At 70.3% G+C, this 26015-nt stretch carries 26 protein-coding genes; 9 read left to right on the forward strand and 17 right to left on the reverse strand.

Annotation, left to right across the window (positions count from 1 at the left end; genetic code table 11):
* The gene (gene hemE, locus CK240_RS03270) at nt 1-1068 is read right to left on the reverse strand and encodes a uroporphyrinogen decarboxylase (protein WP_095638907.1); all 1068 of its coding nucleotides are present in this window, start codon (nt 1066-1068) and stop codon (nt 1-3) included.
* A 118-nt stretch (nt 1069-1186) separates the two neighbouring features.
* On the opposite strand from hemE, the gene hemC reads away from it, so the two are divergent.
* Nucleotides 1187-2161, forward strand: a complete 975-nt coding sequence (gene hemC / locus CK240_RS03275; protein WP_095638908.1) for a hydroxymethylbilane synthase — start codon at nt 1187-1189, stop codon at nt 2159-2161.
* On the opposite strand, the gene CK240_RS03280 is transcribed toward hemC, so the two are convergent.
* The gene (locus CK240_RS03280; protein ID WP_090754375.1) at nt 2158-2586 is read right to left on the reverse strand and encodes an iron-sulfur cluster assembly scaffold protein; all 429 of its coding nucleotides are present in this window, start codon (nt 2584-2586) and stop codon (nt 2158-2160) included. The two genes, hemC and CK240_RS03280, sit on opposite strands and share 4 nt — an antisense overlap.
* A 58-nt stretch (nt 2587-2644) precedes the next feature.
* Here CK240_RS03280 and hisI point away from each other — a divergent pair, with 58 nt between their 5' ends.
* Complete coding sequence (gene hisI / locus CK240_RS03285) at nt 2645-3001, forward strand: phosphoribosyl-AMP cyclohydrolase (RefSeq protein ID WP_095638909.1); 357 nt, start codon at nt 2645-2647, stop codon at nt 2999-3001.
* A 7-nt stretch (nt 3002-3008) separates the two neighbouring features.
* Here the strand turns inward: hisI and gluQRS are convergent, their stop codons facing one another.
* The 3 genes from gluQRS to CK240_RS03300 form a co-directional block, all read right to left on the reverse strand.
* Nucleotides 3009-3923, reverse strand: coding sequence for a tRNA glutamyl-Q(34) synthetase GluQRS (gluQRS, locus tag CK240_RS03290; RefSeq protein ID WP_095638910.1), 915 nt, complete (start codon nt 3921-3923; stop codon nt 3009-3011).
* A complete protein-coding gene (trmFO, locus tag CK240_RS03295) occupies nt 3905-5242 on the reverse strand; it encodes a methylenetetrahydrofolate--tRNA-(uracil(54)-C(5))-methyltransferase (FADH(2)-oxidizing) TrmFO (RefSeq protein WP_095638911.1) in 1338 nt (445 codons plus the stop codon). Before trmFO ends, gluQRS begins: the two co-directional genes overlap by 19 nt.
* 162 nt (nt 5243-5404) lie before the next feature.
* Entirely contained in the window at nt 5405-6022 is a 618-nt protein-coding gene (locus tag CK240_RS03300; protein ID WP_095638912.1) for a 50S ribosomal protein L25/general stress protein Ctc, read from the reverse strand.
* Between the two features lie 221 nt (nt 6023-6243).
* On the opposite strand from CK240_RS03300, the gene CK240_RS03305 reads away from it, so the two are divergent.
* Nucleotides 6244-6873 carry a hypothetical protein gene (locus tag CK240_RS03305; RefSeq protein WP_095638913.1) on the forward strand — a complete coding sequence of 210 codons (630 nt, stop codon included), beginning with the start codon at nt 6244-6246 and terminating at the stop codon, nt 6871-6873.
* 102 nt (nt 6874-6975) lie between these two features.
* Here the strand turns inward: CK240_RS03305 and CK240_RS03310 are convergent, their stop codons facing one another.
* From CK240_RS03310 to CK240_RS03330, 5 genes are all read right to left on the reverse strand, one after another.
* Nucleotides 6976-8139 (reverse strand): alpha-hydroxy acid oxidase, encoded by a 1164-nt coding sequence (locus CK240_RS03310; protein WP_095638914.1) that lies wholly within the window; start codon nt 8137-8139, stop codon nt 6976-6978.
* Between the two features lie 26 nt (nt 8140-8165).
* Nucleotides 8166-8681 (reverse strand): hypothetical protein, encoded by a 516-nt coding sequence (locus CK240_RS03315; protein WP_095638915.1) that lies wholly within the window; start codon nt 8679-8681, stop codon nt 8166-8168.
* 178 nt (nt 8682-8859) lie between these two features.
* Nucleotides 8860-9843, reverse strand: coding sequence for a bifunctional diaminohydroxyphosphoribosylaminopyrimidine deaminase/5-amino-6-(5-phosphoribosylamino)uracil reductase RibD (gene ribD / locus CK240_RS03320; protein WP_095638916.1), 984 nt, complete (start codon nt 9841-9843; stop codon nt 8860-8862).
* A gap of 17 nt (nt 9844-9860) precedes the next feature.
* On the reverse strand, nt 9861-10319 hold the full coding sequence (gene nrdR, locus CK240_RS03325) for a transcriptional regulator NrdR (RefSeq protein ID WP_095639233.1): 459 nt from the start codon (nt 10317-10319) through the stop codon (nt 9861-9863).
* A 119-nt stretch (nt 10320-10438) separates the two neighbouring features.
* The gene (locus CK240_RS03330) at nt 10439-11971 is read right to left on the reverse strand and encodes a DNA recombination protein RmuC (protein WP_095638917.1); all 1533 of its coding nucleotides are present in this window, start codon (nt 11969-11971) and stop codon (nt 10439-10441) included.
* Nucleotides 11972-12077: 106 nt separating this feature from the next.
* Between CK240_RS03330 and CK240_RS03335 the strand changes: the two genes are divergently transcribed.
* Complete coding sequence (locus tag CK240_RS03335; RefSeq protein ID WP_095638918.1) at nt 12078-12632, forward strand: NADPH-dependent FMN reductase; 555 nt, start codon at nt 12078-12080, stop codon at nt 12630-12632.
* A gap of 4 nt (nt 12633-12636) precedes the next feature.
* Here the strand turns inward: CK240_RS03335 and CK240_RS03340 are convergent, their stop codons facing one another.
* From CK240_RS03340 to CK240_RS03370, 7 genes are all read right to left on the reverse strand, one after another.
* Nucleotides 12637-13050, reverse strand: coding sequence for a BLUF domain-containing protein (locus CK240_RS03340; protein ID WP_095638919.1), 414 nt, complete (start codon nt 13048-13050; stop codon nt 12637-12639).
* 115 nt (nt 13051-13165) lie between these two features.
* Nucleotides 13166-15145, reverse strand: a complete 1980-nt coding sequence (gene rpoD / locus CK240_RS03345) for an RNA polymerase sigma factor RpoD (protein ID WP_095638920.1) — start codon at nt 15143-15145, stop codon at nt 13166-13168.
* A gap of 127 nt (nt 15146-15272) precedes the next feature.
* On the reverse strand, nt 15273-17153 hold the full coding sequence (dnaG, locus tag CK240_RS03350) for a DNA primase (RefSeq protein ID WP_095638921.1): 1881 nt from the start codon (nt 17151-17153) through the stop codon (nt 15273-15275).
* Between the two features lie 7 nt (nt 17154-17160).
* Nucleotides 17161-17748: a TetR/AcrR family transcriptional regulator gene (locus tag CK240_RS03355; protein WP_095638922.1), complete on the reverse strand. Its 588-nt coding sequence runs from the start codon at nt 17746-17748 to the stop codon at nt 17161-17163.
* Between the two features lie 51 nt (nt 17749-17799).
* Entirely contained in the window at nt 17800-19800 is a 2001-nt protein-coding gene (locus tag CK240_RS03360) for a capsular polysaccharide biosynthesis protein (protein ID WP_095638923.1), read from the reverse strand.
* Nucleotides 19801-19802: 2 nt separating this feature from the next.
* Entirely contained in the window at nt 19803-20915 is a 1113-nt protein-coding gene (locus CK240_RS03365; protein WP_420818605.1) for a polysaccharide biosynthesis/export family protein, read from the reverse strand.
* A 144-nt stretch (nt 20916-21059) separates the two neighbouring features.
* The gene (locus CK240_RS03370; protein WP_095638924.1) at nt 21060-22397 is read right to left on the reverse strand and encodes a capsule biosynthesis protein; all 1338 of its coding nucleotides are present in this window, start codon (nt 22395-22397) and stop codon (nt 21060-21062) included.
* 187 nt (nt 22398-22584) lie between these two features.
* Here CK240_RS03370 and CK240_RS03375 point away from each other — a divergent pair, with 187 nt between their 5' ends.
* From CK240_RS03375 to CK240_RS03395, 5 genes are all read left to right on the forward strand, one after another.
* Nucleotides 22585-23178, forward strand: coding sequence for a riboflavin synthase (locus tag CK240_RS03375; RefSeq protein WP_095638925.1), 594 nt, complete (start codon nt 22585-22587; stop codon nt 23176-23178).
* A gap of 194 nt (nt 23179-23372) precedes the next feature.
* Nucleotides 23373-24485, forward strand: a complete 1113-nt coding sequence (gene ribB, locus CK240_RS03380; RefSeq protein WP_095638926.1) for a 3,4-dihydroxy-2-butanone-4-phosphate synthase — start codon at nt 23373-23375, stop codon at nt 24483-24485.
* A gap of 6 nt (nt 24486-24491) precedes the next feature.
* The gene (locus CK240_RS03385) at nt 24492-25052 is read left to right on the forward strand and encodes a 6,7-dimethyl-8-ribityllumazine synthase (protein WP_095638927.1); all 561 of its coding nucleotides are present in this window, start codon (nt 24492-24494) and stop codon (nt 25050-25052) included.
* Complete coding sequence (gene nusB / locus CK240_RS03390; protein ID WP_095638928.1) at nt 25049-25528, forward strand: transcription antitermination factor NusB; 480 nt, start codon at nt 25049-25051, stop codon at nt 25526-25528. The genes CK240_RS03385 and nusB overlap by 4 nt, the downstream gene beginning before the upstream one ends.
* A 70-nt stretch (nt 25529-25598) precedes the next feature.
* A complete protein-coding gene (locus tag CK240_RS03395; protein WP_095639235.1) occupies nt 25599-25910 on the forward strand; it encodes a hypothetical protein in 312 nt (103 codons plus the stop codon).
* Nucleotides 25911-26015: the final 105 nt, after the last annotated feature.

Raw genomic sequence — 26015 nt, forward strand, 5'->3', positions numbered from 1 at the left:
TCAGGCCCCCTCGCGTACCGTGCGGATCATCAGGGCCACGTTCTCGGGGTCCGCGTCGGGCGTGATCCCGTGGCCGAGGTTGAAGATATGGGGCCCGCCCGAGAAGGCGCGCACGATGGCCCGCGTCGCGTCCACCAGGGCCGGCCCGCCCGTGACCATGTGGCCGGGCGCAAGGTTTCCCTGCACGCAGCCGTCCGTCTGGACATGCCGCGCGGCCCATTCGGCAGACACCGAGTTGTCCAGCGCCACGCAGTCCGCCCCCGTGGCCTTGGCAAAGCCCACGTAGCGATCGCCCGCCTCGCGCGGAAAGGCGATCACGGGGACATGCGGATGACGCTGCTTCAGCGCGGCGATGATCCGGCGCGCGGGCGCGACGGCGAAATCGTCGAAGTCCTGACCGTGCAGGCTGCCCGCCCAGCTGTCGAACAGCTTGACGACCTCGGCCCCCGCCTCGATCTGCGCAGAGAGGTAAAGGACGGTCGCCTCGGTCACGCGGTCGATGATGCCCTGGAAGGTGGCGCGGTCGGCCTGCTTCAAGGCATGGGCCGGGCCCTGGTCGCGCGTGCCGCGCCCGGCGATCATGTAGGTCGCCACCGTCCAGGGCGCGCCCGCGAAGCCGATCAGCGTCGTTTCGCGCGGAAGTTCCCGCGACAGGATGCGGACGGTTTCATAGACGGGCGACAGCGTCTCGTGGATGGCCTCGGCGGGCTTCAGCGCGGCCAGTTCCCCGGGCGTGGTGACGGTGGACAGCCGCGGGCCTTCGCCCGTCACGAACCAAAGGTCCATCCCCAGCGCCTGCGGGATCAGCAGGATGTCGGCGAACAGGATCGCCGCGTCGAAGCCATAGCGGCGGATGGGTTGCAGCGTGACCTCGGCCGCAAGGTCCGGCGTGTAGCACAGCGACAGGAAATCCCCCGCCTGCGCGCGGGTCGCGCGGTATTCGGGCAGATAGCGCCCGGCCTGCCGCATCATCCAGATCGGCGGCACCGGCTGGCGCTCGCCCGCAAGGGCGCGCAGGATGGTCTTGGCGGGGCTTTGCTGCGGTTCGGGGCGGGGATCCTGTGTCATGCGGCCTTGTCGCAAGGCCGGGCCCGGCTTGCAAGCTTGGCGGGTCGCGGGCGCTGGCCTGCGCCCTTCCGCCGCAGCGTGGTTGTCAAGCGGGCAGGGCAGGGATAACCCATTCCGCATGGACGCTTTACCCACCCCCGACCGCCCCCTTCGGATCGGCACGCGCGGCTCGGCGCTGGCGCTCGCGCAGGCGCATGAAACGCGCGACCGGCTGGCCGCCGCGCATGACCTGCCCGCCGACGCCTTCGAGATCGTGGTCATCAAGACCACCGGCGACCGCGTGCTGGACCGTCCCCTGCGCGAGATCGGCGGCAAGGGCCTGTTCACCCGCGAGATCGAGGACGCGCTGCTCGACCAACGCATCGACATCGCCGTCCACTCGATGAAGGACATGCCGGTCCTGCAGCCGGAAGGGCTGATCATCGACTGCTACCTGCCGCGCGAGGACGTGCGCGACGCCTTCGTCAGCCGCCGCTGGGGCTCCATTGCCGAGCTTCCGGCGGGCACGCTTGTCGGCTCGTCGAGCCTGCGGCGCCGGGCGCAGCTGATCCATTACCGGCCCGACCTGACGCTGGTCGAGTTCCGGGGCAACGTGCAGACGCGGATGCGCAAGCTCGATGAAGGGGTGGCCGAGGCGACCTTTCTCGCCATGGCGGGCCTGACGCGGCTGGGGATGCTGAACGTGGTCCGCAGCGCGATTACGCCCGAGGAGATGCTGCCCGCCGTGGCCCAAGGCGCCATCGGGGTGGAACGGCGCAAGGACGACGTGATCGCGGCAGCGATGCTGGCCACCATCTCGGACCTGCCCACGACGCTGCGGGTGACGGCGGAACGCGCCTTCCTGCGCCGCCTCGACGGCTCCTGCGAGACGCCCTTGGCGGGCTTGGCCGAGCTTGACGGCGAGAACCTGTGGCTGCGGGGCGAGATCCTGCTGCCCGACGGCTCGCTGTCGGTCCGGGGCGAGCGGCGCGGGCTTGTCAGCGACGGCATCGAGATGGGCCGCGACCTGGCCGAGGAACTGCTGGGCCGCGCCCCGCCCGAGTTCCGCGAACTTGCGGGCATCAACCCCGAACGGACTTCTCCGCCGGTCTAGGCGCCTGCGGCCTCGGCCGCGGCCTCCCAGGCCAGCAGGATCGAGGCGTGGCGGTTCGGGAAATCCCGCGCCGGGGTCAATGCCTCGGCAGCCGCGAAGGGTTCGTCTGGCGCGGGAGCGCCTTCCGTCAGCATCGCGCGCAATGCATCACGGCCTGCTGCCAACTCGGCCGGGGTCCGCCCGAGGACCGCGCCGCCCAGCACGGCGGCCGAGGCCTGCCCCAGCGCGCAGGCCCGCACCTCCTGCGCGAAGTCGGTCACGACCCCATCCGCGACGACCACATGCGCCGTCACCGTGGAACCGCATTGGGGCGAGCGGCGCGTGGCCGATCCGGTCGGCGCGGGCAGGCGGCCCAGGTGCGGGATATCCGCCGCCAGCGCCAGCAGCCTGCGCGAATAGAGCGCCATCAGATCGTCGTCGGCCATCGCTTTTCCCCACACCGTCCGCCCGCTAGATAGGCATCCGAGCGTGAAAGGAAAACCGATGTTCGACCCCGCGACCCTGCGTTTCGACGCGAACGGCCTGATCCCGGCCATCGCGCAGGACCATGCCTCGGGCGAGGTGCTGATGCTGGCCTGGATGAACGCCGAGGCCGTCGCCCGCACGCTCGAGACCGGCCGCGTCACCTACTGGTCGCGCTCGCGGGCGGCCTTCTGGGTCAAGGGCGAAAGCTCGGGCCATGTGCAGCGGCTGGTCGAGATGCGGCTCGACTGCGACCGAGACTGCCTGCTGGTGCTGGTGGACCAGTCCGGCCCCGCCTGCCACACCAACCGCCGGACCTGCTTCTACACCGCCGTGCGCGACGGCGCCGAGGTCGAACTCATGGCGCCCGAAGCCTGAAGCCGCCTCAAGGGTCTTCTTCCTGACCCAAATACCCATGCGGCAGCGACGCAGGACTGTCGCCCGCCTCCTGCAGGCCGACCGCCGCAGCAATGTCCGCCGGCGAGGCGCCCTCGGCCCGGTAAAGACGGATCGCGCGGGCGTCGTCGCGCTTGGCCAGCCGCTTGCCGGCGTCGTCACGGATCAGGCGGTGGTGGTGGTAAAGCGGCAGCGGCAGGCCCAGCAGCGCCTGAAGAAGCGCGTGGATATACGTAGAATCGAACAGGTCCTTGCCGCGCGTGACCAGCGTGATGCCCTGCGCGGCGTCGTCCACCACGACCGACAGGTGATAGCTCGTCCCCATGCCCCGCCGTGCCAGCACCACGTCGCCCACACCGGCGATGAAATCCTCGGCGGTCAGGTCATGGCGCTGTCCGGGCAGAACCGCCTCGTCGTGAAAGCCGATGCGGTCAAGGCCGAGGTGGTCAAAGGCGCGGCGCACGTCCAGCCGGATCGCGTCCTCCGGGCCCGCGTCCTCCATGGACCGTCCCCGGCAGGTGCCAGGATAGACCGGGCCATCAGGACCGATCACGCCTTCCTGCGGGGCGGACAGCGCTGCCGCGATGTCGGCACGGCGGCAGCGGCAGGGATAAAGCAAGCCCATCCCCGCCAGCCGGTCCAGCGCCGCGCGGTAGGCGGGCAGCCGGTCGGACTGGCGCATGACCGGCTGCGGCCATGAAAGCCCCAGCCAGCGCAGGTCCTCGTAAATCGCAGCCTCCCATTCGGGACGGCAGCGGGAGCGGTCGATGTCCTCGATCCGCAGCAGGAACTGACCGGGATCGGCCAGGCGGGCGGCCGTCAGCGCCGCGAAGGCATGGCCCAGATGCAGCGGCCCGGTGGGCGAGGGCGCAAAGCGCGTCCGCCTTACTGCGCCGACAGCCACGCCGAAAAGTCCTGCTTCGCCCGGTCCGTATAGGCCGGATAGCGGTCCTTGCGGCCGCGGCGGCCCGACTTCGCCTCGACCGGGGGGAAGAGGCCGAAGTTCACGTTCATCGGCTGGAAGGTCTTCGCCTCGGCCCCGCCCGTGATGTGGTGGACCAGTGCGCCCATTGCCGTCGTCCCGGGCGGGGGCGCGAGGTCGCGCCCCAGCGCCTGCGCGGCGGCCATGCGGCCCGCCAGCAGCCCCATGGCGGCGCTTTCGACATAGCCCTCGACCCCCGTGACCTGCCCGGCAAAGCGCAGGTGCGGTCGCGCGCGCAGCCGCATCCGGTCGTCCAGCAGCGTGGGCGAGTTCAGGAAGGTGTTGCGGTGGATGCCGCCCAGCCGGGCGAAGCTGGCGTCCTGAAGTCCGGGGATCATGCGGAAGACCTGGGTCTGCGCGCCGTATTTCATCTTCGTCTGGAAGCCGACGATGTTGTACAGCGTTCCCAGGGCGTTATCCCGCCGAAGCTGGACCACCGCGTAGGGTTTTTCCCCCGGCTTGTGGGCGTTCGTCAGCCCGACCGGCTTCATCGGGCCGTGGCGCAGGGTGTCGCGGCCGCGCTCGGCCATGACCTCGATGGGCAGGCAGCCGTCGAAATAGCCCGCCGTCTCGCCCTCGCGGAACTCGGTCTTCTCGGCGGCCAGAAGGGCGTCGATGAAGGCGTCGTATTCCGCCCGCGTCATGGGGCAGTTGATATAGGCGGTCCGCTCCTCCTCGGTCTCGCCCTTGTCATAGCGGGACTGCCGCCAGGCCACGCCCATGTCGATGGTGTCGGCATGGACGATGGGGGCGATGGCGTCGAAGAAGGCGAGCGCGTCGGCCCCGGTTTCAGCTGCGATGGCCTGCCCCAGGGCGGCCGAGGTCAGCGGGCCGGTGGCGATGATCCAGTTGCCGTCCTCGGGCAGGGCGGTGATCTCGCCTTCCGCGATGGTCACGAGCGGATGGGCGCGGAGGGCGGCGGTCACGTCGGCCGAAAAGGCGTCGCGGTCCACGGCCAGCGCGCCGCCCGCGGGCAGCTTGTGGCGGTCGGCGGCGGTCATGATGAGGCCGCCCGCCGCCCGCATCTCCCAGTGCAGCTGGCCCACGGCGTTGTTCACGTCGTCGTCCGAGCGGAAGCTGTTGGAACAGACCATCTCGGCGCAGTCGCCGGTGCGATGGGCGAAGGTGCCGACCTGGGGGCGCATCTCGTGCAGGATCACGGGAACGCCCGCCCGGGCGGCCTGCCACGCGGCTTCGGAGCCCGCCATGCCGGCGCCGACGATATGGATGGGTTGGGTCATGGGGGTGATCTAGCAGGTGACGCGGGCTCGGGAAAGGAGAGGCCGCCGCGGGGCGCTGCCCCGCACCCCGGGGTATTTGGGTCAGAAAGAAGAACCGGCGGCGCAGGAAAGCGAAAGGGCGGCACCGTGGCGCCGCCCTTGAAAGTCAACCGTCCGTGGCGATCAGGCCTCGGCGGGGGCTTCCTCGGCTTCGTCGTCGCTGGCGGCCAGGCCCGAGGGCGCGGTGATGTTGGCGATGACGAAGTTGCGGTCGATCGTCGGCTTCGCGCCGGCGGGCAGCTCGATGTCGTTGATGTGGATCACGTCGCCGATCTTGCGGTCCTTCAGGTCCACGACGATCTGCTCGGGGATGTCGCCGGCGGTCACGACCAGCTCGACTTCCGGGCGCACGACGGTCAGGGTGCCGCCGCGCTTGAGGCCGGGGCTGTCCTCGTGGTTGATGAACTCGACATGCACGAACAGGTTCACAAGCGAGTTGCGGTGCGTGCGCATGAAGTCGATGTGCGTCGGCAGGTCCTTGACCACGTCGCGCTGGACGCCGCGGCAGATGACGCGGACGTCGTCCTGGCCCTCGACCTTCAGGTTCCACAGCGTGGACATGAAGCGGCCGGCGCGCAGCTTGGTCAGAAGGGGGTTGAAGTCCATCTGGATCGGAGTCGGCTCCTTGCCGTCACCGTAGACAATGCCGGGCACCTTGCCGTTGCGGCGAGCGTGGCGGGCGGCCCCCTTGCCTGTCCCCGCGCGTGCCTCGGCCACCAGATCCTGGATCTCTTTGGCCATGTTCGTTCCTTTCAGGTTGCAGCCGGCCAGCCTCCAAGGGTGCCTGACCGGAAGCCGCGCGCATAGCCGAAAGCCCGCGCGCTGGCAAGGCGGAACCGCACGGGACGAGGGGGCGCGCTGCACGACATCACGACCGGACGGCGGCAGGTCCTTTCCGCGCTTGTGATTCGCGCCCGGCTCGTGCTGCATGGACGGGCGCGGACGCACCGGGGGATGGGAGGATGGCGGCCCGAGGCTGGCGGTTCCTGGCGGCGACGCCCGCCATCCTGTTGCTGGCCGCGGCGCCGGCTGCGGCGGACATGCGGTTGCTTGCGCCCTGCGACGGCGACTGCGCCGTTGCGGTCTATGGCGGAACCTATGTCGAGAACTCGATGGAGCGGATCCTTCTCACCGATCCCGAGCCGCCCTGGACCTGGGACTACCGCGACGACCACATCCTGGCGCTCACCCTGTCGCGCCAGGTCGCCACCCTCGGCCGGGGGTTCACGGTCGAGGCGGAGGTCGGCCTGGGCAAGCGCTTCGGACGGCAGAGCGAAACCGAGGTCTGGGGCGCCGCCTATCTGCGCTATCGGGGCTTTCCCTGGGACCGCTTTCTCGTCACCTCCGTCGCGGTCTCGACCGGCCTGAACTATGCAAGCGACATTTCCGACGTCGAGCGCAACCGCGCCCGGGACGACACGGGCGACCGCCTGATGCACTTCTTCTCGCCCGAGATCACCTTTGCCCTGCCCGAGGCCCCGGACCGCGAGATCCTGTTCCGCCTGCATCACCGTTCGGGCGTGTTCGGCCTGGTCAGCGATGCCTGGGGCGGCGTGCAATATGGCAGCATCGGGATCCGGTACCGCTTCTGACCCCTGCGCCGCCTGCCGGTCTGCCGGCGATCAGGGGTGCGTCGTGCTTGGTCGGGGCGGGGCGGGCGGTCGCCGCAGGCAGGGCGCGCCCCGCCGCCCGGGTCAGACGTAGTCGCTGCTCCACTCCGCGGGAACAAGCACGTTGTGGCGGCCGACGTTGCGGATGTCGCGTTCGCCGCACAGCGCCATGGTGACGTCCAGTTCCTTGCGGATCACCTCCAGCGCGGCGGTCACGCCTTCCTGCCCCAGCGCGCCCAGGCCATGCACCCAGGCCCGCCCGATCCAGGTCGCATGCGCCCCCAGCGCCAGGGCCTTCAGCACGTCCTGGCCCGATCGGATGCCGGAATCGAGATGGATCTCGACCCGGTCGCCCACGGCCGCCACGATCTCGGGCAGCATCCGGATGGAACTGAGCGCGCCGTCGAGCTGCCGCCCGCCGTGGTTCGACACGATGATGGCATCCGCGCCGAAGTCGGCGGCCATGCGGGCATCCTCGGCATCCAGGATGCCCTTCAGGATCAGCTTGCCGCCCCACAGGTCGCGGATGCGGGCGATCTTGGTCCAGTCGAGCTGCGGGTCGAACTGCTCGGCCGTCCAGCTGGCAAGGTTGGCGGTGTCCGTCACGCCCTTGGCATGGCCCACGATGTTGCCGAAGAAGCGGCGCTTCGTTTGCAGCATCTCGATCCCCCAGCGCCAGCGCGTCGCGAGGTCGGCGATGGAGGAGGGCGTCAGCTTCGGCGGCGCCGAAAGCCCGTTCCTGAGGTCCTTGTGCCGCTGCCCGAGGATCTGCAGGTCCAGTGTCAGCACCAGCGCGGAACAGTTCGCCGCCTTGGCGCGCGCGATGATGTTCTCCAGGAATTCCTGGTCCTTCATCACGTAAAGCTGGAACATGAAGGGCCTGGTCGTGTGCAGCGCCACGTCCTCGATGGAACAGATAGACATGGTGGACAGGCAGAAGGGCACGCCGAAGGCCTCGGCCGCGCGGGCGGCCTTGATCTCGCCGTCCGCGCGCTGCATCCCCGTCATCCCCACGGGCGCGAGGCCCACGGGCATGGACACCGGCAGGCCCACCATGTCGGACGCGAGGCTGCGGCCCGACATGTCCACCGCCACCTTCTGGCGCAGGCGGATCTTGGAAAAGTCGGTCGTGTTCTCGCGGAAGGTCTGTTCGGTGTAGCTGCCCGATTCCGCGTAGTCGTAGAACATGCGTGGCGTGCGCGCCTTGTGCAGGCGCTTGAGGTCGTCGATGCAGGTGATGACAGGCATGGGTATCCTCTGGGTGAATGGCCGCTTCAGCGGGGCAGGCAGCCTGCGGCTGCCGGGTCGGCCGTGCCGGGCGGACAGGGCGGCAGATCGGCGGGGGCCGCACCGTCTTCCAGCATCCGGCGGGCGCGCTCGCGCAGGGCCTGCGCCCGCGCGGCGGTTTCCGGGTCGGTCTCGGGGGTGGCTTGGGACGCAGAGGCGGGCGCACTGACCGACACGGCACCGCCTTGCGCCGGGTCGCGGCGGGCCAGGGCCTCGGCGCGCTCACGCAGGGCGCCTGCGCGCGCCCCGAGCGCGGTGGGATCGGCAACCGTCCCTTGCGCGGCGGCGGCCCGGGCCGCGGTTTCCGCGCGGCGGGCGCGCAGGGCCTCGCCCACGGCCTCGGGGTCGGCGGCGGCATCCGCCGCATGGGCGGGAATGGCGGGGGGAGTGTTCAGTTCGGACAGCGGCAGCAGCCGGGGATAGGATTCGTCGCTGCCGCAGGCCGCCGGCAACAGGGCAAGCACGGCAAGGCAAAGGCGGGGCAGGGCGGCGCGCATGGGCATCGGGCGCAGGATAGAAAGCCCCGCCGGTCGCGGCAAGGCGGACCAGCGTGCCCGTGCAGCCGGGGGCATCTTCCTTCCGGACCTTGTGCCGGGCGCAGGCCTGCCGGGGCGGATCGGGGCGCAGCCGTCGGGCCGTCCCGCCGTGGATCCCGGCAGGGAAGCGGCCGTCGGGATCGCCCTAGGCGCCGGCCCTGACCCAGCGGTGGAACAGGTCCCCGCCCAACGCCCGCGTTTCGGCCAGTTGAAAGCGCGGCGCGTCCGCAAGCGCGGCCAGTCCCATCGGGGCAACGGCGGCGCGGCCGTCGCCGCCCAACAGGACGCCAGCCGTGTAGCCGACCATCTCGTCCACCAGCCCCCCGGCCAGCAGCGCCGCGGCAAGGTGCCCGCCACCCTCGCAGAAGACCCGCGTGATCCCGCGGCGGCCAAGCTCGGCCAGCGCCCCGGCAGGCGGGCCGGGCAGCACCCAGAGGGGACCGTGATCCGCATCCTCGGGGGGCAGGGGCGGGATCGCGTCATTCGCCAGCACCACCCGGACCGGCTGGCGCACGGGGCCGAAACCACGCACGTTCAGCGCCGGGCGGTCCGCGCGCGCCGTGCCCGCGCCGACCATGACGGCGTCATGGGTGAGCCGCAGCAGGTGGACATGGCGGCGCGCGGCCCCGCCCGTGATCCAGCGGCTTTCGCCCGTGGCCGTCGCGATCCGCCCGTCGAAGCTGGTGGCAAGCTTCAGCGTCACCATCGGGCGGCCAAGGGTCACGCGGCTCAGGAAGCCGCGCTGCAGGGCGGCTGCCGCCTCGGCCCGGACGCCCTCGGTGACCTCGATGCCCTCGGCGCGCAGCATGGCATGGCCGCGCCCGGCGACGCGCGGGTCGGGATCGGTCAGCGCCGTGACGACCCGCGCGACGCCCGCACGGATCAGTCCTTCGGCGCAGGGCGGGGTGCGGCCGTGGTGGGCGCAGGGTTCAAGGGTGACATAGGCCGTGGCCCCCCGCGCGGCCGGACCCGCCATGTCCAGCGCCATCCGCTCGGCATGGGGACGCCCGCCGGGCTGGGTCCAGCCCCGGCCCGCGATCCGGCCATCTGCCACGATCACGCAGCCCACGGCGGGGTTCGGCCAGACGTTGCCCAGGCCCCGCCGTGCCAGCCGCAGCGCGTGGTCCATGTGGCGCAGGTCGGGGGTCACTCGGACGCCGGGCGCAGTTCCGACACAAAGCGGTCGAAATCGTCGGCCGCCTGGAAGTTCTTGTAGACGCTGGCGAAACGCACGTAGGCCACCGTGTCGATCCGGGCCAGCGTGTCCATCACGATCTCGCCGATGGCCTTGGACGGGATGTCCGTGTCGCCCATGCTTTCCAGCCGCCGCACGATGCCCGAGATCACCTGGTCGATGCGCTCGGCCTCGATCGGGCGCTTCTGCATGGCGATGCGGATGGACCGGGCAAGCTTGTCGCGGTCGAAATCCTCGCGGCGCCCACTGGACTTGAGCACGACCAGGTCGCGCAGCTGCACCCGTTCATAGGTGGTGAAGCGCCCCCCGCAGGAAGGGCAGAAGCGGCGGCGGCGGATCGCGACGTTGTCCTCGGCGGGACGCGAGTCCTTGACCTGGGTGTCGGCGTTTCCGCAGAAGGGGCAGCGCATCGGTTCGTCCCCATGCATCCATGACTGGCCTTCAAAATAGGGCCTTTCACAGGATTTGCATAGGGGATGCGGCGAATCACAACATCTGGTTGAAGACACCAGATCGGCCAGAAACGGGTTTACTCGCCCGCTTCCAGCAGGCGGACGGGGGCCGGGTCCTCGGCGTCGTGATCGACCGAGATGCGCTTCTGCGCCCGCGCGCCCAGTGCGCGCAGCTTCTCGACCTGTCCGACCACGTTGCCCGAGCCGCGGGTCAGCCGGTCCATGGCCTGCCCATGCGCCCGTACGGCCCCGTCCAGCGACTTGCCCACGTCCTCCATCGCGTCCACGAACAGCGCCAGCTTGTCGTAAAGGTGGCCCGCGCGCTGGGCGATCTCCATTGCGTTGGTTTCCCGCCGCTCGACGGCCCAGATGTGATCGACGGTGCGCAGCATGGGCATCAGGGTCATGGGCGTCGCCAGCACGACCCGCTGGTTCAGCGCCGAAAGCCCGAGGTCGGGATCGACGCGCAGCGCCTCGGACAGGGCGCCCTCGATGGGGATGAACATCACCACGTAGTCGACCGAGGCATTGTCGATCCGCTGGTATCCCTTGTCGGACAGCGTCGTCACATGGGCGCGGATCGCCGTGACATGACGCCTGAGCGCGGCGGTGCGGTCGCCCGGTCCTTCGGCGTTCACGGCAGTCTCGTAGTCGTTCAGCGACACCTTGCTGTCGATCACCAGCACCTTCCGGCGCGGCAGGTGCACCACCACGTCGGGGCGCCACAGCTTGCCGTCCTCGGCGCGCCAGCTTTCCTGCGTGACGTAATGCGTGCCGCGTTCCAGCCCCGAGCCTTCCAGCACCCGTTCCAGGATCATCTCGCCCCAAGCGCCCTGCCGCTGCTTTTCGCCCTTGAGCGCCCGGGTCAGCGCCACCGCGTCGCGGCCGATCTCTTCGGACCGGCGGTGCAGCCCCTCGATCTGTTCGCGCAGCATGGCGCGTTCCTCGTCCACGATCCTGTTGCGGGCCTGCAATTCGGTCTGGAAGCCCTGCACCTGCTCGCGGAAGGGGGTCAGCAGCGCGGCCAGGCGCTCCGTATGGGCCTTCTCAAGGTCGGCCCCCTGGCGGCGGAGGGACTCATCCGCCATCAGGCGGAACTGGCCGGTCATCTCTTCGCGCAACTCGCGCAGCAGGGCCAGGTTCTGCTCGGCCGTCTCGCGGTCCTTGGCGGCGGCAAGGCGCACCTCGGCCAGTTCGCGGCTGCGCTGGGCAAGCTGCGCCTGGGCCTCGTCCAGCGCATGGCGCAACTGCCCACGTTCGCCCTCGAGTTCGGCGACGCGGGCCGAGGCCGCCTGATGCCGCGTGGCTGCGCCCGCAAGCTCGCGTTCCAGCGCGGCGAGGCGTTCGCGGCTGGCGTGCAGGGCGTCGCGCAACTCGTCCCGTTCGTCGCCCAGGTCGTCGAGGCGCCGTGTCAGCCCGTCCAGCCGGGCCATGGCATCGGCGGCCCGCAGGCCCGCGGCCTGCGCCTCGGCCCCGGCGCCCGCCGCCCCCTCTTGGGCCGCCCCAAGCGCACCGGCCTGCCGCCGCAGGATCGCCAGAAGGACTGCCGCCGCGACAGCCAGCGCCAGCGCCAGCACGCGCATCGCCTGAAGATCGCCCACCCACGCCATCGCCGGTCCCCCGTGTCACGGACTCGTGGTGTTGCCAATCCGTTCGGGAACATCAACAAGCTTTCGCACTTGTCCTTAACGGATGCCGAAGATCAGGAGAGCCCGCATGACCCGCACCGTTGCCGTCCTTGTCGGATCGCTGCGTTCGCAGTCGATCAACCACACCGTCGCCAAGGCGCTGGCGAAGGTCGCGGAAGGCAGGCTGGTCTTCGACTTCGTCGAGATCGGCGACCTGCCGCTTTACAACGACGACCTGTGGCACGACGGCCGCGGTCCCGAGCCGGTCGAGCGGATGCGCGCGCAGATCGCGGCGGCCGACGGCGTGCTGCTGGTGACGCCGGAATACAACCGCACGGTGCCGGGCGTTCTGGTCAACGCACTGGATTGGGGCAGCCGGCCCTGGGGCCAGTCGGTCTGGGTGAACAAGCCCGCGGGCTGCTGCGGGGCGGCGACCGGCGCCATCGGCACGGCGGCGGCGCAACTGGCGCTGAAGGCGCAGATGGTGACGCTGGGCATGGTCGTGATGGGCCATCCCGAGTTCTACCTGAAGTTCGACCCCGAGAAGTTCGCCGAGGACGGCACCGTCACGGACGAAAGCCTGCGCGGCTTCCTCAAGACCTACGCCGACGCTCTGGCCGCCCATATCGAGCGGCTGAGCTGACGCCTCAGTGCGCGAAGGCCTCGCGTTCGCGCAGGAAGGCCAGCATCCCGGCCGCGTATTCCGACCGCTCGCGGATCACGACCGGATGCTCGGCCATCCAGCGCAGGACCGAGGCGTCGCTGCGGGTCGAATAGCCCATGCGCCAGCGTGAAAACTGGCGCTCCGGCTCGGTGCCCTGCGCCAGATAGGTCAGGTTCCGGTGGCGCGGATCGCGTTCGATCCGCGCCATGATGCCGGCCAGGTTGACGGGCTCTCCTTCCAGCCACTGGAAGAAGAACCCTTCCTCGTGATGAAGAAAGCCCGTCAGGCCGAAGCGCTCGTTGCAGCGGCGGGCCGTTTCGACCAGGGCGCGCGCCGGCTCGCTGCCGGGGCGCAAGTCGGTTTCGCTGCGGTACAGGATAAACGAGAAGGTAGCCATCGCGCCCCCCGCGGCATGAACCAGATCAAACGGTTAACACCGATCATGGAGTCGCCCGCAGGTTGACGATACCACCAATGTTCCCATTAATCCTTTATTAACTTGCAACCTTGCGTCACTGGTCCAGGAACGACCGCAGCTTCCGCGAGCGCGAGGGATGCTTCAGCTTCCGCAGCGCCTTGGCCTCGATCTGGCGGATACGCTCGCGGGTGACGCTGAACTGCTGGCCCACTTCTTCCAGCGTGTGATCGGTGTTCATGCCGATGCCGAAGCGCATCCGCAGGACCCGTTCCTCGCGCGGCGTCAGGCTGGCCAGAACCCGCGTCGTCGTTTCCTTCAGGTTCTCCTGAATGGCGCTGTCGAGCGGCAGGACGGCGTTCTTGTCCTCGATGAAATCGCCGAGCTGGCTGTCCTCCTCGTCCCCGATCGGGGTTTCGAGCGAGATCGGCTCCTTGGCGATCTTCATCACCTTGCGGACCTTTTCCAGCGGCATCTGCAGCTTTTCGGCCAGTTCCTCCGGGGTCGGTTCCCGGCCGATCTCGTGCAGCATCTGCCGGCCGGTGCGGACCAGCTTGTTGATCGTCTCGATCATGTGGACCGGGATGCGGATGGTCCGCGCCTGGTCCGCGATGGACCGGGTGATCGCCTGACGGATCCACCAGGTCGCATAGGTCGAGAACTTGTAGCCGCGGCGGTACTCGAACTTGTCCACGGCCTTCATCAGGCCGATGTTGCCTTCCTGGATCAGGTCAAGGAACTGCAGCCCGCGGTTCGTGTATTTCTTGGCGATCGAGATCACGAGGCGCAGGTTCGCCTCGACCATTTCCTTCTTGGCCTGGCGCGCTTCCTTTTCGCCGCGCTGGACCTGGTTCACGATCCGGCGGAATTCCTCGATGTCCACGCCGACGTGCTGGCCGACCATGGCCATCTCGCCCCGCAGGCTTTCGACCTGGACGCGCGAGCGTTCGAACAGCGCCTGCCAGCCCCGGCCCTTGTTCTGGATCATCCGGTCGATCCAGGTGGGATCGAGTTCCGCGCCGCGGTACGCGTCGATGAACTCGCGCCGGTTGATGCGGGCGGCGTCGGCCAGCTTCACCATCCCCGAGTCGATGGTCACGATCCGGCGGTTGATGCCGTAGATCTGGTCAACCAGCGCCTCGATGCGGTTGTTGTGCAGGTGAAGCTCGTTCACCAGCCCGACGATGCGGGTGCGAAGCTGCTGATAGGCGGCCTCGTCCGCGGCGGAAAAGCTGCCGTCCTCGTTCAGCGTGGCCGACATCCGGTTGTCCTGCATATGCGCAAGATCCTCGTAGTCGGCAGCGATCGCTTCCAGCGTTTCCAGAACGCGCGGCTTGAGGCTGGCCTCCATCGCGGCCAGCGACAGGTTCTGGCCGTCGTCGTCCTCGTCCTCGTCGGCTTCGACGCGGATGGGGTTGCCGTCGGCGTCCAGTTCGTCGCCCCAGGACTTGGTCCGCTCGGCGGGCGCGGCGTCGGCCAGCGGCAGGTCCACCGGCAGGTCGTCCTCGTCCTCGTCGGCCATGGACCGCCCGAAGGTCGTTTCCAGGTCGATCACGTCGCGCAGCAGGATCTCCTCGTTCAGAAGCTCCTGCCGCCACATGGTGATGGCCTTGAAGGTCAGCGGGCTTTCGCACAGCCCCGCGATCATGGTGTTGCGCCCGGCCTCGATCCGCTTGGCGATGGCGATCTCGCCTTCGCGCGACAGCAGTTCGACCGAGCCCATCTCGCGCAGGTACATCCGCACCGGGTCGTCCGTGCGGTCGAGCTTCTCGGTCTCGGGGGCGGCCACCGCGATCTCGCGGCTGGTCGAGGCCGGCACGACGGCGCCGCCCGTTTCGGCCTCCTCGGCCTCCTCGTCCTCGATGACGTTGATGCCCATCTCGGACAGCATCGACATGACGTCCTCGATCTGCTCGGACGAGGCGTGTTCCGGGGGCAGGGCGGCGTTCAGCTGGTCATAGGTGATGTAGCCGCGTTCGCGCGCGTCGGCGATCATGCGCTTGACGGCCGCCTGGCTCATGTCCAGCGAATGATCGTCGTCCTTGGCTTCCGGCTTGTCGTCGTCGTCCTTGGCCATCGGGCGGTTCCTTCTGAGCTGATTCGCGAATCAGGCGAATCGGATGCCGGGATACCGGCGGTTCTAATTGAAAGACGCCGGCCGGCAAAGCGGACGACGTCTGATTCGGTTCCCTGATTCGACGCAATCAGCGACGTTTTCGCCAGATTTCGTCCGTCAAGGCCCGGCTGAGCCGGGCCGCGAGTTCGTCGCGATCCTCGCCAAGATCGTCGCCGCCGCCCATCGACGGCTGGTCGGCCTGCAGCCGGGCCCGCGCCGATTGCGTGACGCGCCAGGTCAGCCCTTCGTCGGCCAGCCCCTGGATCTCAGCCTCGGCCCGCGCGATTTCGTCGCGCGCCGCACGGTGGGCCTCGATCCGGTCCAGCGCGTTCAGAAGCAGCGGCTCGGCGGTGTCCATGGCGCCCGCGGGATGGGAGATCGCCGGGGCGCAGCGGACATGGGGATCGGCCAGGATCGCGTCAAGGGCGGCCCGCCCCGTTGCGCTCGAGGACCCGGCCAGCAGGTCGTGGACCAGCGCCGCGCGTCCGGGGTCAGCGGGTTCCAGCCGCTCGAGCCGGGATTCGACGCGCGCGACCAGCGCAGGATGGGTGGCGCAGAGCGCAAGGATCATTGCCTCGATCAGCGCCTCGCCCGGATCGGTCGCCACAAGGGCCGAGGCGCGTGTCTGCGGCACCGGCTGCTGCGGCGCGTCGCGTCGCGCGAACCGGCCCTTCTCGGCACGCGGCGGCGCGAACAGGGCCCAGCGCTTGCGCTTGAGTTCGCGGGCGTAATGTTCCCGCGTGGCCTGGTCGGGGACGCGGGCGACGGCCTCGTCCAGCGCCTTGTCCAGCGCCGCGCGGCGTTCGGGGCTGTCGAAGACGCGCCCCTCGGTCTCGCGCCGCCACAGAAGGTCCACCAGCGGCTGCGCCTGATCCAGAACGGCGCGGATCGCCCCCGCGCCGCCCGCGCGGATCAGGTCGTCGGGGTCCTGCCCCGAGGGCAGCAGCGCGAAGCGCAGCGCCTGTCCCGGCCCCGCCAGCGGCAGCGCCATGTCGATCAGCCGCATGGCCGCGCGCAGGCCGGCGGCGTCCCCGTCCAGCGCGATCACCGGCTCGGGCGCGACGCGCCACATCAGGCGCAGCTGCTCCTCGGTGATGGCGGTGCCCAGGGGCGCGACCGCGCCCTCGACGCCCGCGCGGACCAGCGCGATCACGTCCATGTAGCCTTCGGCCACCACCAGCGGCTGGCCCTTGGCCACCGCCGAGCGCGCGGGCCCGAGGTTGTAAAGGTTGCGCCCCTTGTCGAACAGCGCCGTTTCCGGGCCGTTGAGGTATTTCGCCCGCGCGTTCGGGTCCATCGCGCGGCCACCAAAGGAAATGCAGCGCCCCCGCGCGTCGCGGATGGGGAAGATGATGCGGCTCCGGAAGCGGTCATAGGCCGCGCCGCCGTCCTCGGGCCTGGCCGCCAGCCCCGCCTCGATCACCAGCGCCTCGGGCACGCCCGCATCCGTCAGATGCCGCAGAAGGCCCTGCCGCAGGTCTGGGGCGAAGCCGATCTCGAAGCGCTCCAGCGCCGCCGCGTCCAGCCCCCGGCGCGACAGGTAGTCGCGCGCGGCCCCGCCCGCGCCGCTTTGCAGCTGCAGGCGGAACCAGCGGACGGCGCGGTCCATCACCTCGACCAGTTGCGTCCGCCGGTCGGTCTGCGCCTGCTCGCGCGGGCTGCGCTCCGGCATGGGCACCCCGGCTTCCGAGGCCATGACCGCCACGGCCTCCATGAAGCCCAGGCCCTCGGCCTCGCGCAGGAAGGCGAGCGCGTCCCCCTTGGCGTGGCAGCCGAAGCAGTAATAGAAGCCCTTCTGGTCATCGACGTGGAAGGACGCGGTCTTTTCGCCGTGGAAGGGGCAGGGCGCCCACCAGTCGCCCTTGGCCTGGTTCGAGCGCTTCAGGTCCCACGTCACCTTGCGCCCCACGATCCGGCTGATCGGAACGCGGGTCCGCAGGTCGTCCAGGAATCCGGGCGGCAGACTCATGCGCCGATCATCCCGCGCCGACCGCCCCGCGGACAAGTCCCCAGTAGTGGTCCGCGACCGCGCGGCGATCCAGCCGCCCGCCTTCGCGGAACCAGTTGGTGACGCCTGTCAGCATCCCGATCAGCGCCATTGTCGTCAGCCGGGGGTCGGCTAGGCGCATCGCCCCGGCCTCGGCCCCTGCGCGCAGGATTGCGGTCAGGCTGTCCTCGTAGCGCCCGCGCAGGGCGGCCACCGCGGCGAAGTTGGCGGGAGAAAGGTTCCGCAGCTCCATGTAGCTGAGGAACACGGCGTCGGCATGGTCCAGCGAATAGGCGATGTGGAAGCGCACAAAGGCCTCAAGCCGTTCCAGCGGCGGGGCGTCGGGGCCGTCCTTCCAGGCGGCCAGCAGGTTTTCCATGTGATCCGTCAGCAGGTTCGCCAGCAGCGCCTGCTTGTCGGGGGTATAGGCGTAAAGCGCGCCCGCCTGCACGCCCACCGTTGCCGCGATCTGGCGCATGGACACGGCCGCATAGCCGTGGCGCGCGAACAGCCGCAGGGCTGCGTCGCGGACAAGCGGGCCGGTGATCTCGGCGCGGGAACCTGTGGTGCGGGCCATGGCCGGGGTGTAGGCCGAAGCGGGTCCGGGGGAAAGGCCACGGTCGCGGGCTCAGCGCCGCCAGATCCAGCTGTGGCCGGACAGCGCCCCCTGCGCCTTGGCGAGCCAGCGCAGACCGGGGCCGCCCAGCGCCAGCCCGGGGTCCGACAGGCGGTCCACCGCGACCTCGACCGGGCAGGGCAGGCCCGAAACCGGATCGCGGTAGCGCGGATAGGCGACCAGCGCCGCATGGACCAGCGTTTCAAGGTCGATTCGCGCCTGCCTGCGCGCGGGCACGGGCCCCAGATCGCGCGTCAGCCCCCAGCCCGCATAGAAGGGCGCCCCGAGCGTGGTGACGGGGCGGCCGCGAATCAGCGCCTCGAAGCCAAGGGTCGAGGTGATGGTCCAGACCTCGTCCGCCGCGTCGATCAGCGCGGCGGCGGGGGCCTTGGCCGCAACCACGTCGGCGAGGCCCGCGAGTTCCCCTTCGGGGATCGCGCCGGGGCGCAGGCCGGCCTCGACATCCGGGTGGGGCTTCCAGACGATCAGCGCCCCGGGGTTCGCGGCCCGCGCGCGCCTGAGCAGGGCAAGGTTGGTGCGTTCGGCTCCCGCGCCCAGGCGGATCGAGGCGTCGTCCTCGACCTGGCCCGGCACGAGGATCACGGGGCGGCCGTCGCGCGGGATCGGGGGCAGGTCGCCCGACAGGTTGTATTTCGTCAGCGCCCCTTCGCGCAGCCGGGCGATCAGGGCCTGCGCGCGGGCGCGTCCGCCGGGCGGCAGGGGCTGGGCGATCAGGTGTTCAAGGTCGCTGTCGCGGGTCGGATCATAGTAGATGCCGCGTCCGTCCGCGACCAGCGACAGCGGCGGGACCAGTTCCGCCCCCAAGCCGCGCGAGCGCAGGAAGCCGTCCTCGACCCGCAGCGCCTGCGGCACCGCGCCTGCCCGGTTCGCCCAGGCCAGCGTCACGGCGGCCGAGGGGCGGCGGGTGAAGCGCACCCCGCGTCCGTCGCCGAAGAACCCGGCAATGGTGCGCCGCTTCCACAGGCGGATGCCGAGGGCCAGATGCCCGTCGCGGTCCTGCCGGAAGGCCCGCGCCTCGGCCTCGAGCTGGCGGATCGCGCCTTCCAGGTCGGTCAGGCGGTCGCGGCAGGGGTCATACCAGACCGGCGCCATCAGGTGCGTCGCGGCGAACAGCGCGGGCAGGGTGGTCCGCCCCATGCGGCGCGGCACGGGCGCCTCGTCGGCGCTGAGGCCCCAGCCCGCATAGAAGGGCTGGCCGAACAGGCGCGGCCGGTGGCCCGCCAGCATCGCCTCGTAGCCAAGCTGGGAACTCACGGCATAGACGGCGGCCGCATCCCCGACCAGCCGCCAGGGCGAGACCGGGGCGTCGCACAGGATGTCCCCGCTTTGCAGGTCGGCGGGGCCGAGATGCCCGCGGCGCAGGCCCGCGGCGGTTTCGGGATGGGTGCGCAGGACGATGCGCGCGCCGGGGTTCTCGTCGCGCGCCGCCTCGAGCATCCGCATGAAGGTTTCGCGGCCCGCCCCCCGCAGCGAGGCGTCGCCGCGCGTCTGGTCGATCACCAGCACATAGCCGGGCTCGGCCGCGCGCAGGTCCGGCAGATGGGCGTTGTATTTCGACAGGTCCGCCGCGCGCAGCCGCGCGAGCGCCGCCATCGCCTCCTCGCCCCGCGCCATGGCCTCGGGCGAGGCCGCCAGCGTCTCGATCAGCGAGGGAACGGACGGGTCGAAATGTAGCCCCTCGGGGTCGATCAGCAGGCCGACGGGGCCGCGCCGCCCGACCGGGCTGCGGTCGCGCCCCGGCAGGACGGACCGCAGAAAGGCATCCTCGACCGTGACCACCTGCGCGCCGGTGCGCGCGGCAAGCGCCCGGCCGCGCCAGGCGGTGGGGCTTGCGCCCCAGATGCCCACGGCCTCGCCCTCGTCCGGCCGCCCGACGGCCAGCCGCCAGCCCGCCAGGTTCAGGATGCGCCGCAGCCGGGGCCTGGCGAAGAATCCGCCGTTCAGGACGAACAGCCGCCGTTGGCCCGAGCGCTCGGGCGGCTGTTCCGTCATCCTCAGTTGGCGAGGTTGCTCAGCGAGTTCGCGCTGTTGGCGCTGCCGGTGATGGCGCCGAGGGTCTTCTGCCACTGCACATAGGGCGCTTCGGTCACGTAAACCGTGTCGCCGTCGCGGATCAGGAAGTCGCGGGCCAGGAACAGCCCGTTCGGCCGCGTCAGGTCCAGAACATAGGCCATGCGCTGGTCGCCATAGACATCCTGGCCCAGCACGTTGCGGGCCACCGACTGCGGCTCGTCGCGCAGCACGAAGACGCCCGTCGGGTCGGCGAGGTTCGAGCTGAGGCCGCCCACCATGGCGATGGCCTCGATGGCGTTGATCTCCTCGGACCCCAGCGGAACCTTGGTCTGCCCGCCCAGCGCGCCCAGGGCGGTGAAGCTGCGCTGGTCCTCTTCCACCAGGATCACGTCGCCGGGGCGCAGCGCCACGTCGTTGCGCGGGTTGGCGTAAAGGTCGCGCAGCCAGACGCGGCCGGTGCTGTTGCCGCGCTTGACCGTCACGACCGCGATTTCGGGATCGATGGTGACGCCGCCCGCCTGCGCCAGCATCGCCGACAGGGTGCGGGTCGGGCGCTCGATCGGGAAGACGCCCTGGCCGCCGACCTTGCCCATGACGGACACGGTGGCGCCGTTGCCGGCGACGCGCGTCACGGTCACCTGCGGGTCGGGGGTCTGGGTTTCCAGCTGCCGCGTGATGATCTGGCGCAGCTCGTCCGGCGTGTTGCCCGACGCGCGCACCCGGCCCGCGTAGGGCACGAAGATATAGCCGCCGCTGTCCACCTGCAGTTCCTGCAGCGCCGTGTTCGACTGGCCCATGGATGCCAGCAGCCCGTCGTCCACGTTTTCCCAGATCGTCAGGCCCAGGACGTCGCCCGGCCGGATCTCGTCCGCGCCCACGGTGCCTGCGGCCAGGAAGTCCGACCCGAAGCCGTAGGTGGGCGTATAGGAGGACGCCCGCGCCACGTGGTCGTTCACGTAAAGGACATGCGTGTTGCCGCCCCGGTCAACCGAGCCCTTGTAGATCTCGTTCTTGTTCGGGCCCGAGCGGGGAAGGGAGCAGGCAGCCAGAAGCGCCATCGACGACAGCGCCGCGATCCGAAGGGCAACCCGCATGGCGCCGCCCCGTGCGGCGGGGGTGAGGGAAAGGTCAGCCAAGTCCAGGTCTCCTGTCCACCGGGCGATTCTTGGTCGCGCCGTCTTGTTCTCTTGTGATCGTCTTTACCCGCTGCGCCGGGGCGTATCCAGAAAAAGCATGGTTTACCGGTCGCGCCCGTCCATCTGTTGCCGAGAGCGCGCATGCCCGCCTTCGAGCGCGGCATAAGGATCCTGCGGGTCCAGCATCATGTCCACCACCAGCCGCAGGGCATGGGCGCGCGACCGCGCCGCGTAGAATCCGCCCGGCACCTGGCAGGTGTCCAGCAGGTAGTTGCGGTAATCGCGGTAGCGCGCCTGGTCGGGCGGCAGGGGGCGGCGCAGAAACTCGTCGAGGCTCTGGTCCGACACAAGGCCGGGCTTGGCATAAACCGACCGCCCCATCGCCTTGACCGGCAGTCCCCGCCACAGCGCCTGCTGCGCCGCGGTCGAGTTGATCGTCACCGCCGAGCGCGCCTGCGACAGAAGCCCCGCCAGCTTGCCACCCTGCACCAGATGCACCCGGTCGGCGAGTCCCAGCGCCTGCGCCTGGGCGATGATGGCGGCCTGCAGCGCCGCGCGCCCGTCTTCCAGCGGATGGGCCTTGAAGACGATGTGGTGATGGCGGGGCGCGGCGCGGGCAAAGGCTTCCAGCACCTCGGCGGTGAACTCGGACATGGTGCGATAATGCGAATGCGCGCGGAAGCTCGAATCATGTTCAAGCTGCATCAGCACCAGGACATAGGGAAAGCCCGCCGCGCGGATGCGGCGCGCCTGCCGCCACCGGCGGGCGGCATGGACCGGCGACAGCAGAAGGCGCGCGAGGTTCAGCCGGAACTCGCGCGCCAGCGTGATGTCGCGGTGCGAGGTGAAGCCGGGGTAGCGCCGGTTCGCCGTCAGCACGAGGAAATGGTAAAGCGCGCCGTAGAACTTGTGCTGGCGCATGTCGCCCCACTGCGCGGGCGGGCGGTTCACGTCCGCCCCGAAGACGCGCTGCACGGCGCGCATCCGGTCCAGGCTGACCTCCATCAGCGCCGAATAGCCGTTCGCGCCGCCGCGCTCATAGGTGATCCAGAAGGGGCGGAGATAGCCTTCCTCGAAGACATGCAGCGTCAGGCCGTCGCGGGTGGCGGCGGCGCGCGCCGCCGCGTGGACCGGGCGCACGTCGCCGTAAAGCACGATGTCGGTGACGCCCTTCTCGGCGATCAGCCGGTCCAGGTGGGCGGGCCATCCGTCGGGGCCGCCGGAATGGGGGATGAAAAACTCGCGCTCGCGCCAGAAGAACTCGTCGCCCGCGTTGAAGCCGACGCGCCAGACGGTGGCGCCCGCCGCGCGAAGCAGCCGCCCCAGCCGGTCGAAGAACGGCCCGTGGGGTCCTTGCAGCAGCAGGAAGACCCGCCGCTCGGGGGGCAGTTCCGCGGTCCGGGACAGGGAACAGGACAGGCCGGGCGCGCGCGCGTTCATGAAAGGATCCAGCCCAGGCGGAGAAGCGGCATGTGAAGTAGACGGGGGCGAAGCTGCCAAAAGGTTAATAAACGTGGCGCCGGCCGGGTCAACCGGTCGGAATGCCGCGGGTGCGGCAAGGCTTGCACCCGACGCGCAGGGCGGTCATCGTGTCGGCTCGATGCCAGGATAGCAGGGGCGGCCCGAGATGTTCACCGGAATCATCACCGACGTCGGCACGGTCGCCGCGGTCGAGATGCGCGGCGACATGCGCGCGCGCGTTGCCTGCAACTACGACATGGGCGGCGTGGACATGGGCGCCTCGATCGCCTGCGACGGCATCTGCCTGACCGTGGTGGCCAAGGGGCCGGACTGGTTCGAGGTGGACATCTCGGCCGAAACGCTGGCGCGCACCAACATCGGCGCGCAGGGCTGGCGCGCGGGGCAGCGCATCAACCTGGAACGCGCCCTGCGGGTCGGCGACGAACTGGGGGGGCACATTGTGTCGGGCCACGTGGACGGCATCGCCCGCGTGGTAGGCGCCAGGGACGAGGGCGACAGCCTGCGGCTGAGCTTCGAGGCGCCGCCGGGACTTGCGCGCTTCATCGCGCCCAAGGGCTCGGTCGCGCTGAACGGCACCTCGCTGACCGTGAACGAGGTCGAGGGCAACCGTTTCGGCGTGAACCTGATCCCCCATACCCGCGCCGTGACGACCTGGGGCGAGGTCGCCGAGGGGGACCTGGTCAACCTCGAGATCGACACCCTGGCGCGCTATGTCGCGCGTCTGGCAGAGGCGGGATAGGGCCAGCGCAAGCCGGGGCGCGGCCCCCGGCCGGGCTTCGGCCGCCGCTTGGCGGGAACCGTCCGCCGGGCTGCCGCGGGGCGCTGCGCGGGCCCGTGACGTCCCGGACCGTCGGGGGGGCCGGTCGCTTGACATCTTTCGTTGGATGGCGGCTTGGGCTAAGCCTCGCCCGAACGCGCTGCAGGAAGCTTGAGATGCATTACGAACAGCCGGGGCCCGTCGAGCGCGACTGGTCTGACGCCATTTCCTCGATCGAGGAGATCATCGAGGATGCCCGCAACGGCCGCATGTTCATCCTGGTGGACCACGAGGACCGCGAGAACGAGGGCGACCTGATCGTTCCCGCGCAGATGGCGACCCCCGATGCGATCAACTTCATGGCGACCCACGGCCGCGGGCTGATCTGCCTGGCGCTGCCGGGGGCGCGCATCGACGCCCTCGGGCTGCCGCTGATGAGCCCCAAGAACTCCAGCCGGCACGAGACCGCCTTCACCCTGTCGATCGAGGCGCGCGAAGGCGTGACGACCGGGATTTCCGCCCATGACCGCGCCCGCACCGTTTCGGTCGCCATCGACCCGACCAAGGGCGCGGGCGACATCGCCACGCCCGGCCATGTCTTCCCCCTGCGCGCCCGCGACGGCGGCGTGCTGGTCCGCGCGGGCCATACCGAGGCCGCCGTGGACATCGCCCGGCTGGCCGGGCTGAACCCTTCGGGCGTGATCTGCGAGATCATGAAGGACGACGGCTCGATGGCCCGGCTGCCCGACCTTGTGGCATTCGCGCAGAAGCACGGGCTGAAGATCGGCACCATCAGCGACCTGATCGCTTATCGGCGCCGCCACGACAACCTGATCGCGGAACGCGACGCCCGCACCGTCACCTCGGTCCACGGCGGCGAATGGATGATGCGCGTCTTCGCCGACGAGGCGCAGGGCGCCGAGCATATCGTGCTGAGCAAGGGCGACCTGACCACCCCGGACCCCGTGCTGGTCCGCATGCATTCGCTGGACCCGCTGCATGACGTGCTGGGGATCGGCCGCCCCGGCGACCTGCCCGCGGCCATGCGCATGATCGCGTCCGAGGGCAGGGGCGTGGTGGTCCTGCTCAGGGATCTTTCGCCCAAGCTGCCGCACTTGGGCGAGGCCTCGCCCCACACGCTGCGCCAGTACGGGGTGGGGGCGCAGATCCTCGCCGCGCTGGGCATTCACGAACTGGTGCTGCTGACGAACACCGCGCCGCTCAAGGTGGTGGGGCTTGACGGCTATGGCCTTGCCATCCATTCCACCCGTCCCATCCCGCAGGACTGACCCGCCATGGCCGCGCTGACCGAACATTACACCTTGCCCGTTCCCGCCTTCGACGCGCCGGTGCGGCTGCTGATCGTTGTGGCGCCCTATTACCGCGCCATCGCCGACGACCTGATCGCCGGCGCCAGGGCCGCGGCCGAGGGGGCAGGCGCGACCATCGACCTGATCGAGGTTCCGGGCGCGCTCGAGATCCCGACCGCCATCGCCATGGCCGGCCGGCTCGCGCAATACGACGGCTATGTCGCGCTGGGCTGCGTGATCCGGGGCGAGACGACGCATTACGACACCGTCTGCAACGACAGCTCGCGCGGGCTGACGCTGCTGGGGCTGCAGGGGCTTTGCATCGGCAACGGCATCCTGACGGTGGAAAACATGGACCAAGCCGTGGTCCGCGCCGATCCGCAGGACCAGAACAAGGGCGGCGGGGCCGCCGCCGCCGCGTTGCACCTGATCGCGCTGCAACGCCGCTGGTCAGGCACAAGGCGCCCGGTCGGCTTCGGCCGCGACGAGGGGCCGCGCGACGTGATCCGGCTCGCGGGCGAGCTGGACGGTTCGGCCCAAGGATGAGCGACGTGTCCCAGAATCCCCGCCCCAACCGCCGCGCGCTCAGCGCGGCCGCACGCGTCTATGCCGTGCAGGCCCTGTTCCAGATGGAGGCCGCCGACCAGTCCGCCGACCGCGTCGTGCGCGAGTTCGCCAACTGGCGCATCGGCGTCGATTATGACGAGGGCACCTCGCCCGAGGCCGACGAGGACCTGTTCGAGCGGATCGTGGACGGCGCCGTGAACTGGCAGGCGCGCATCGACCAGATGACCGACCGCGCGCTGGTCGCCAAGTGGCCCATCGACCGCATCGACCCGGTCCTGCGCGCGGTCTTCCGCGCGGCGGGGTCCGAGCTTGTGGGCGCGGACACGCCGCCCCGCGTGGTCATTTCCGAATATGTCGCGGTGGCCGACGCCTTCTTCCCCGAGGGAAAGGAAGCCCGCTTCGTGAACGCCGTGCTGGACCACATGGCCCGCGCCGCCCGCCCCGAGGCATTTTGATCCCTCGGGGGCGGTGACAGGCCCCGCGCGGACCCCTACATATCAGGAGTCACGCATGGGAGGTCGCGCGATGCCCGAACTCATCCGCCTTTACATCCGCAACATCTTCTTCGGTTTCCTGCTGGCGCTGGTCTTCACGGCGGCGCTGGTCGTGCTGGACGTCGCGAACCTGCGCCACCTGACGCTGGAAACCTCGGGCGGCTGGCTGGCCTTGGGGCTGCTGGTCGTCTTCAACACCATTGTCTTCGCGGGCGTGCAGTTCGCCATCGCGATCATGCGCATGGCCGAACCCGAGGACGGCCCCCGCGGCGGCAAGCGCGCGCCGGTGGCCGAGCCCGAACCGGTGCTGGCGCCTGCGCCCGCCGCGTCCCGACGCCGCTGAGCGGGAGGGCGCCGGGGCAGTTTCGCCCCGGCAATGTGAGAGTTTTGCAACACTCAACTCGGGCCCGGCTTTGCCTTGTGCAGCCGGGCCTGTTGCAACGCGGGG

The organism is Paracoccus salipaludis, from assembly GCF_002287065.1.
In the GTDB taxonomy this organism is placed as follows: domain Bacteria; phylum Pseudomonadota; class Alphaproteobacteria; order Rhodobacterales; family Rhodobacteraceae; genus Paracoccus; species Paracoccus salipaludis.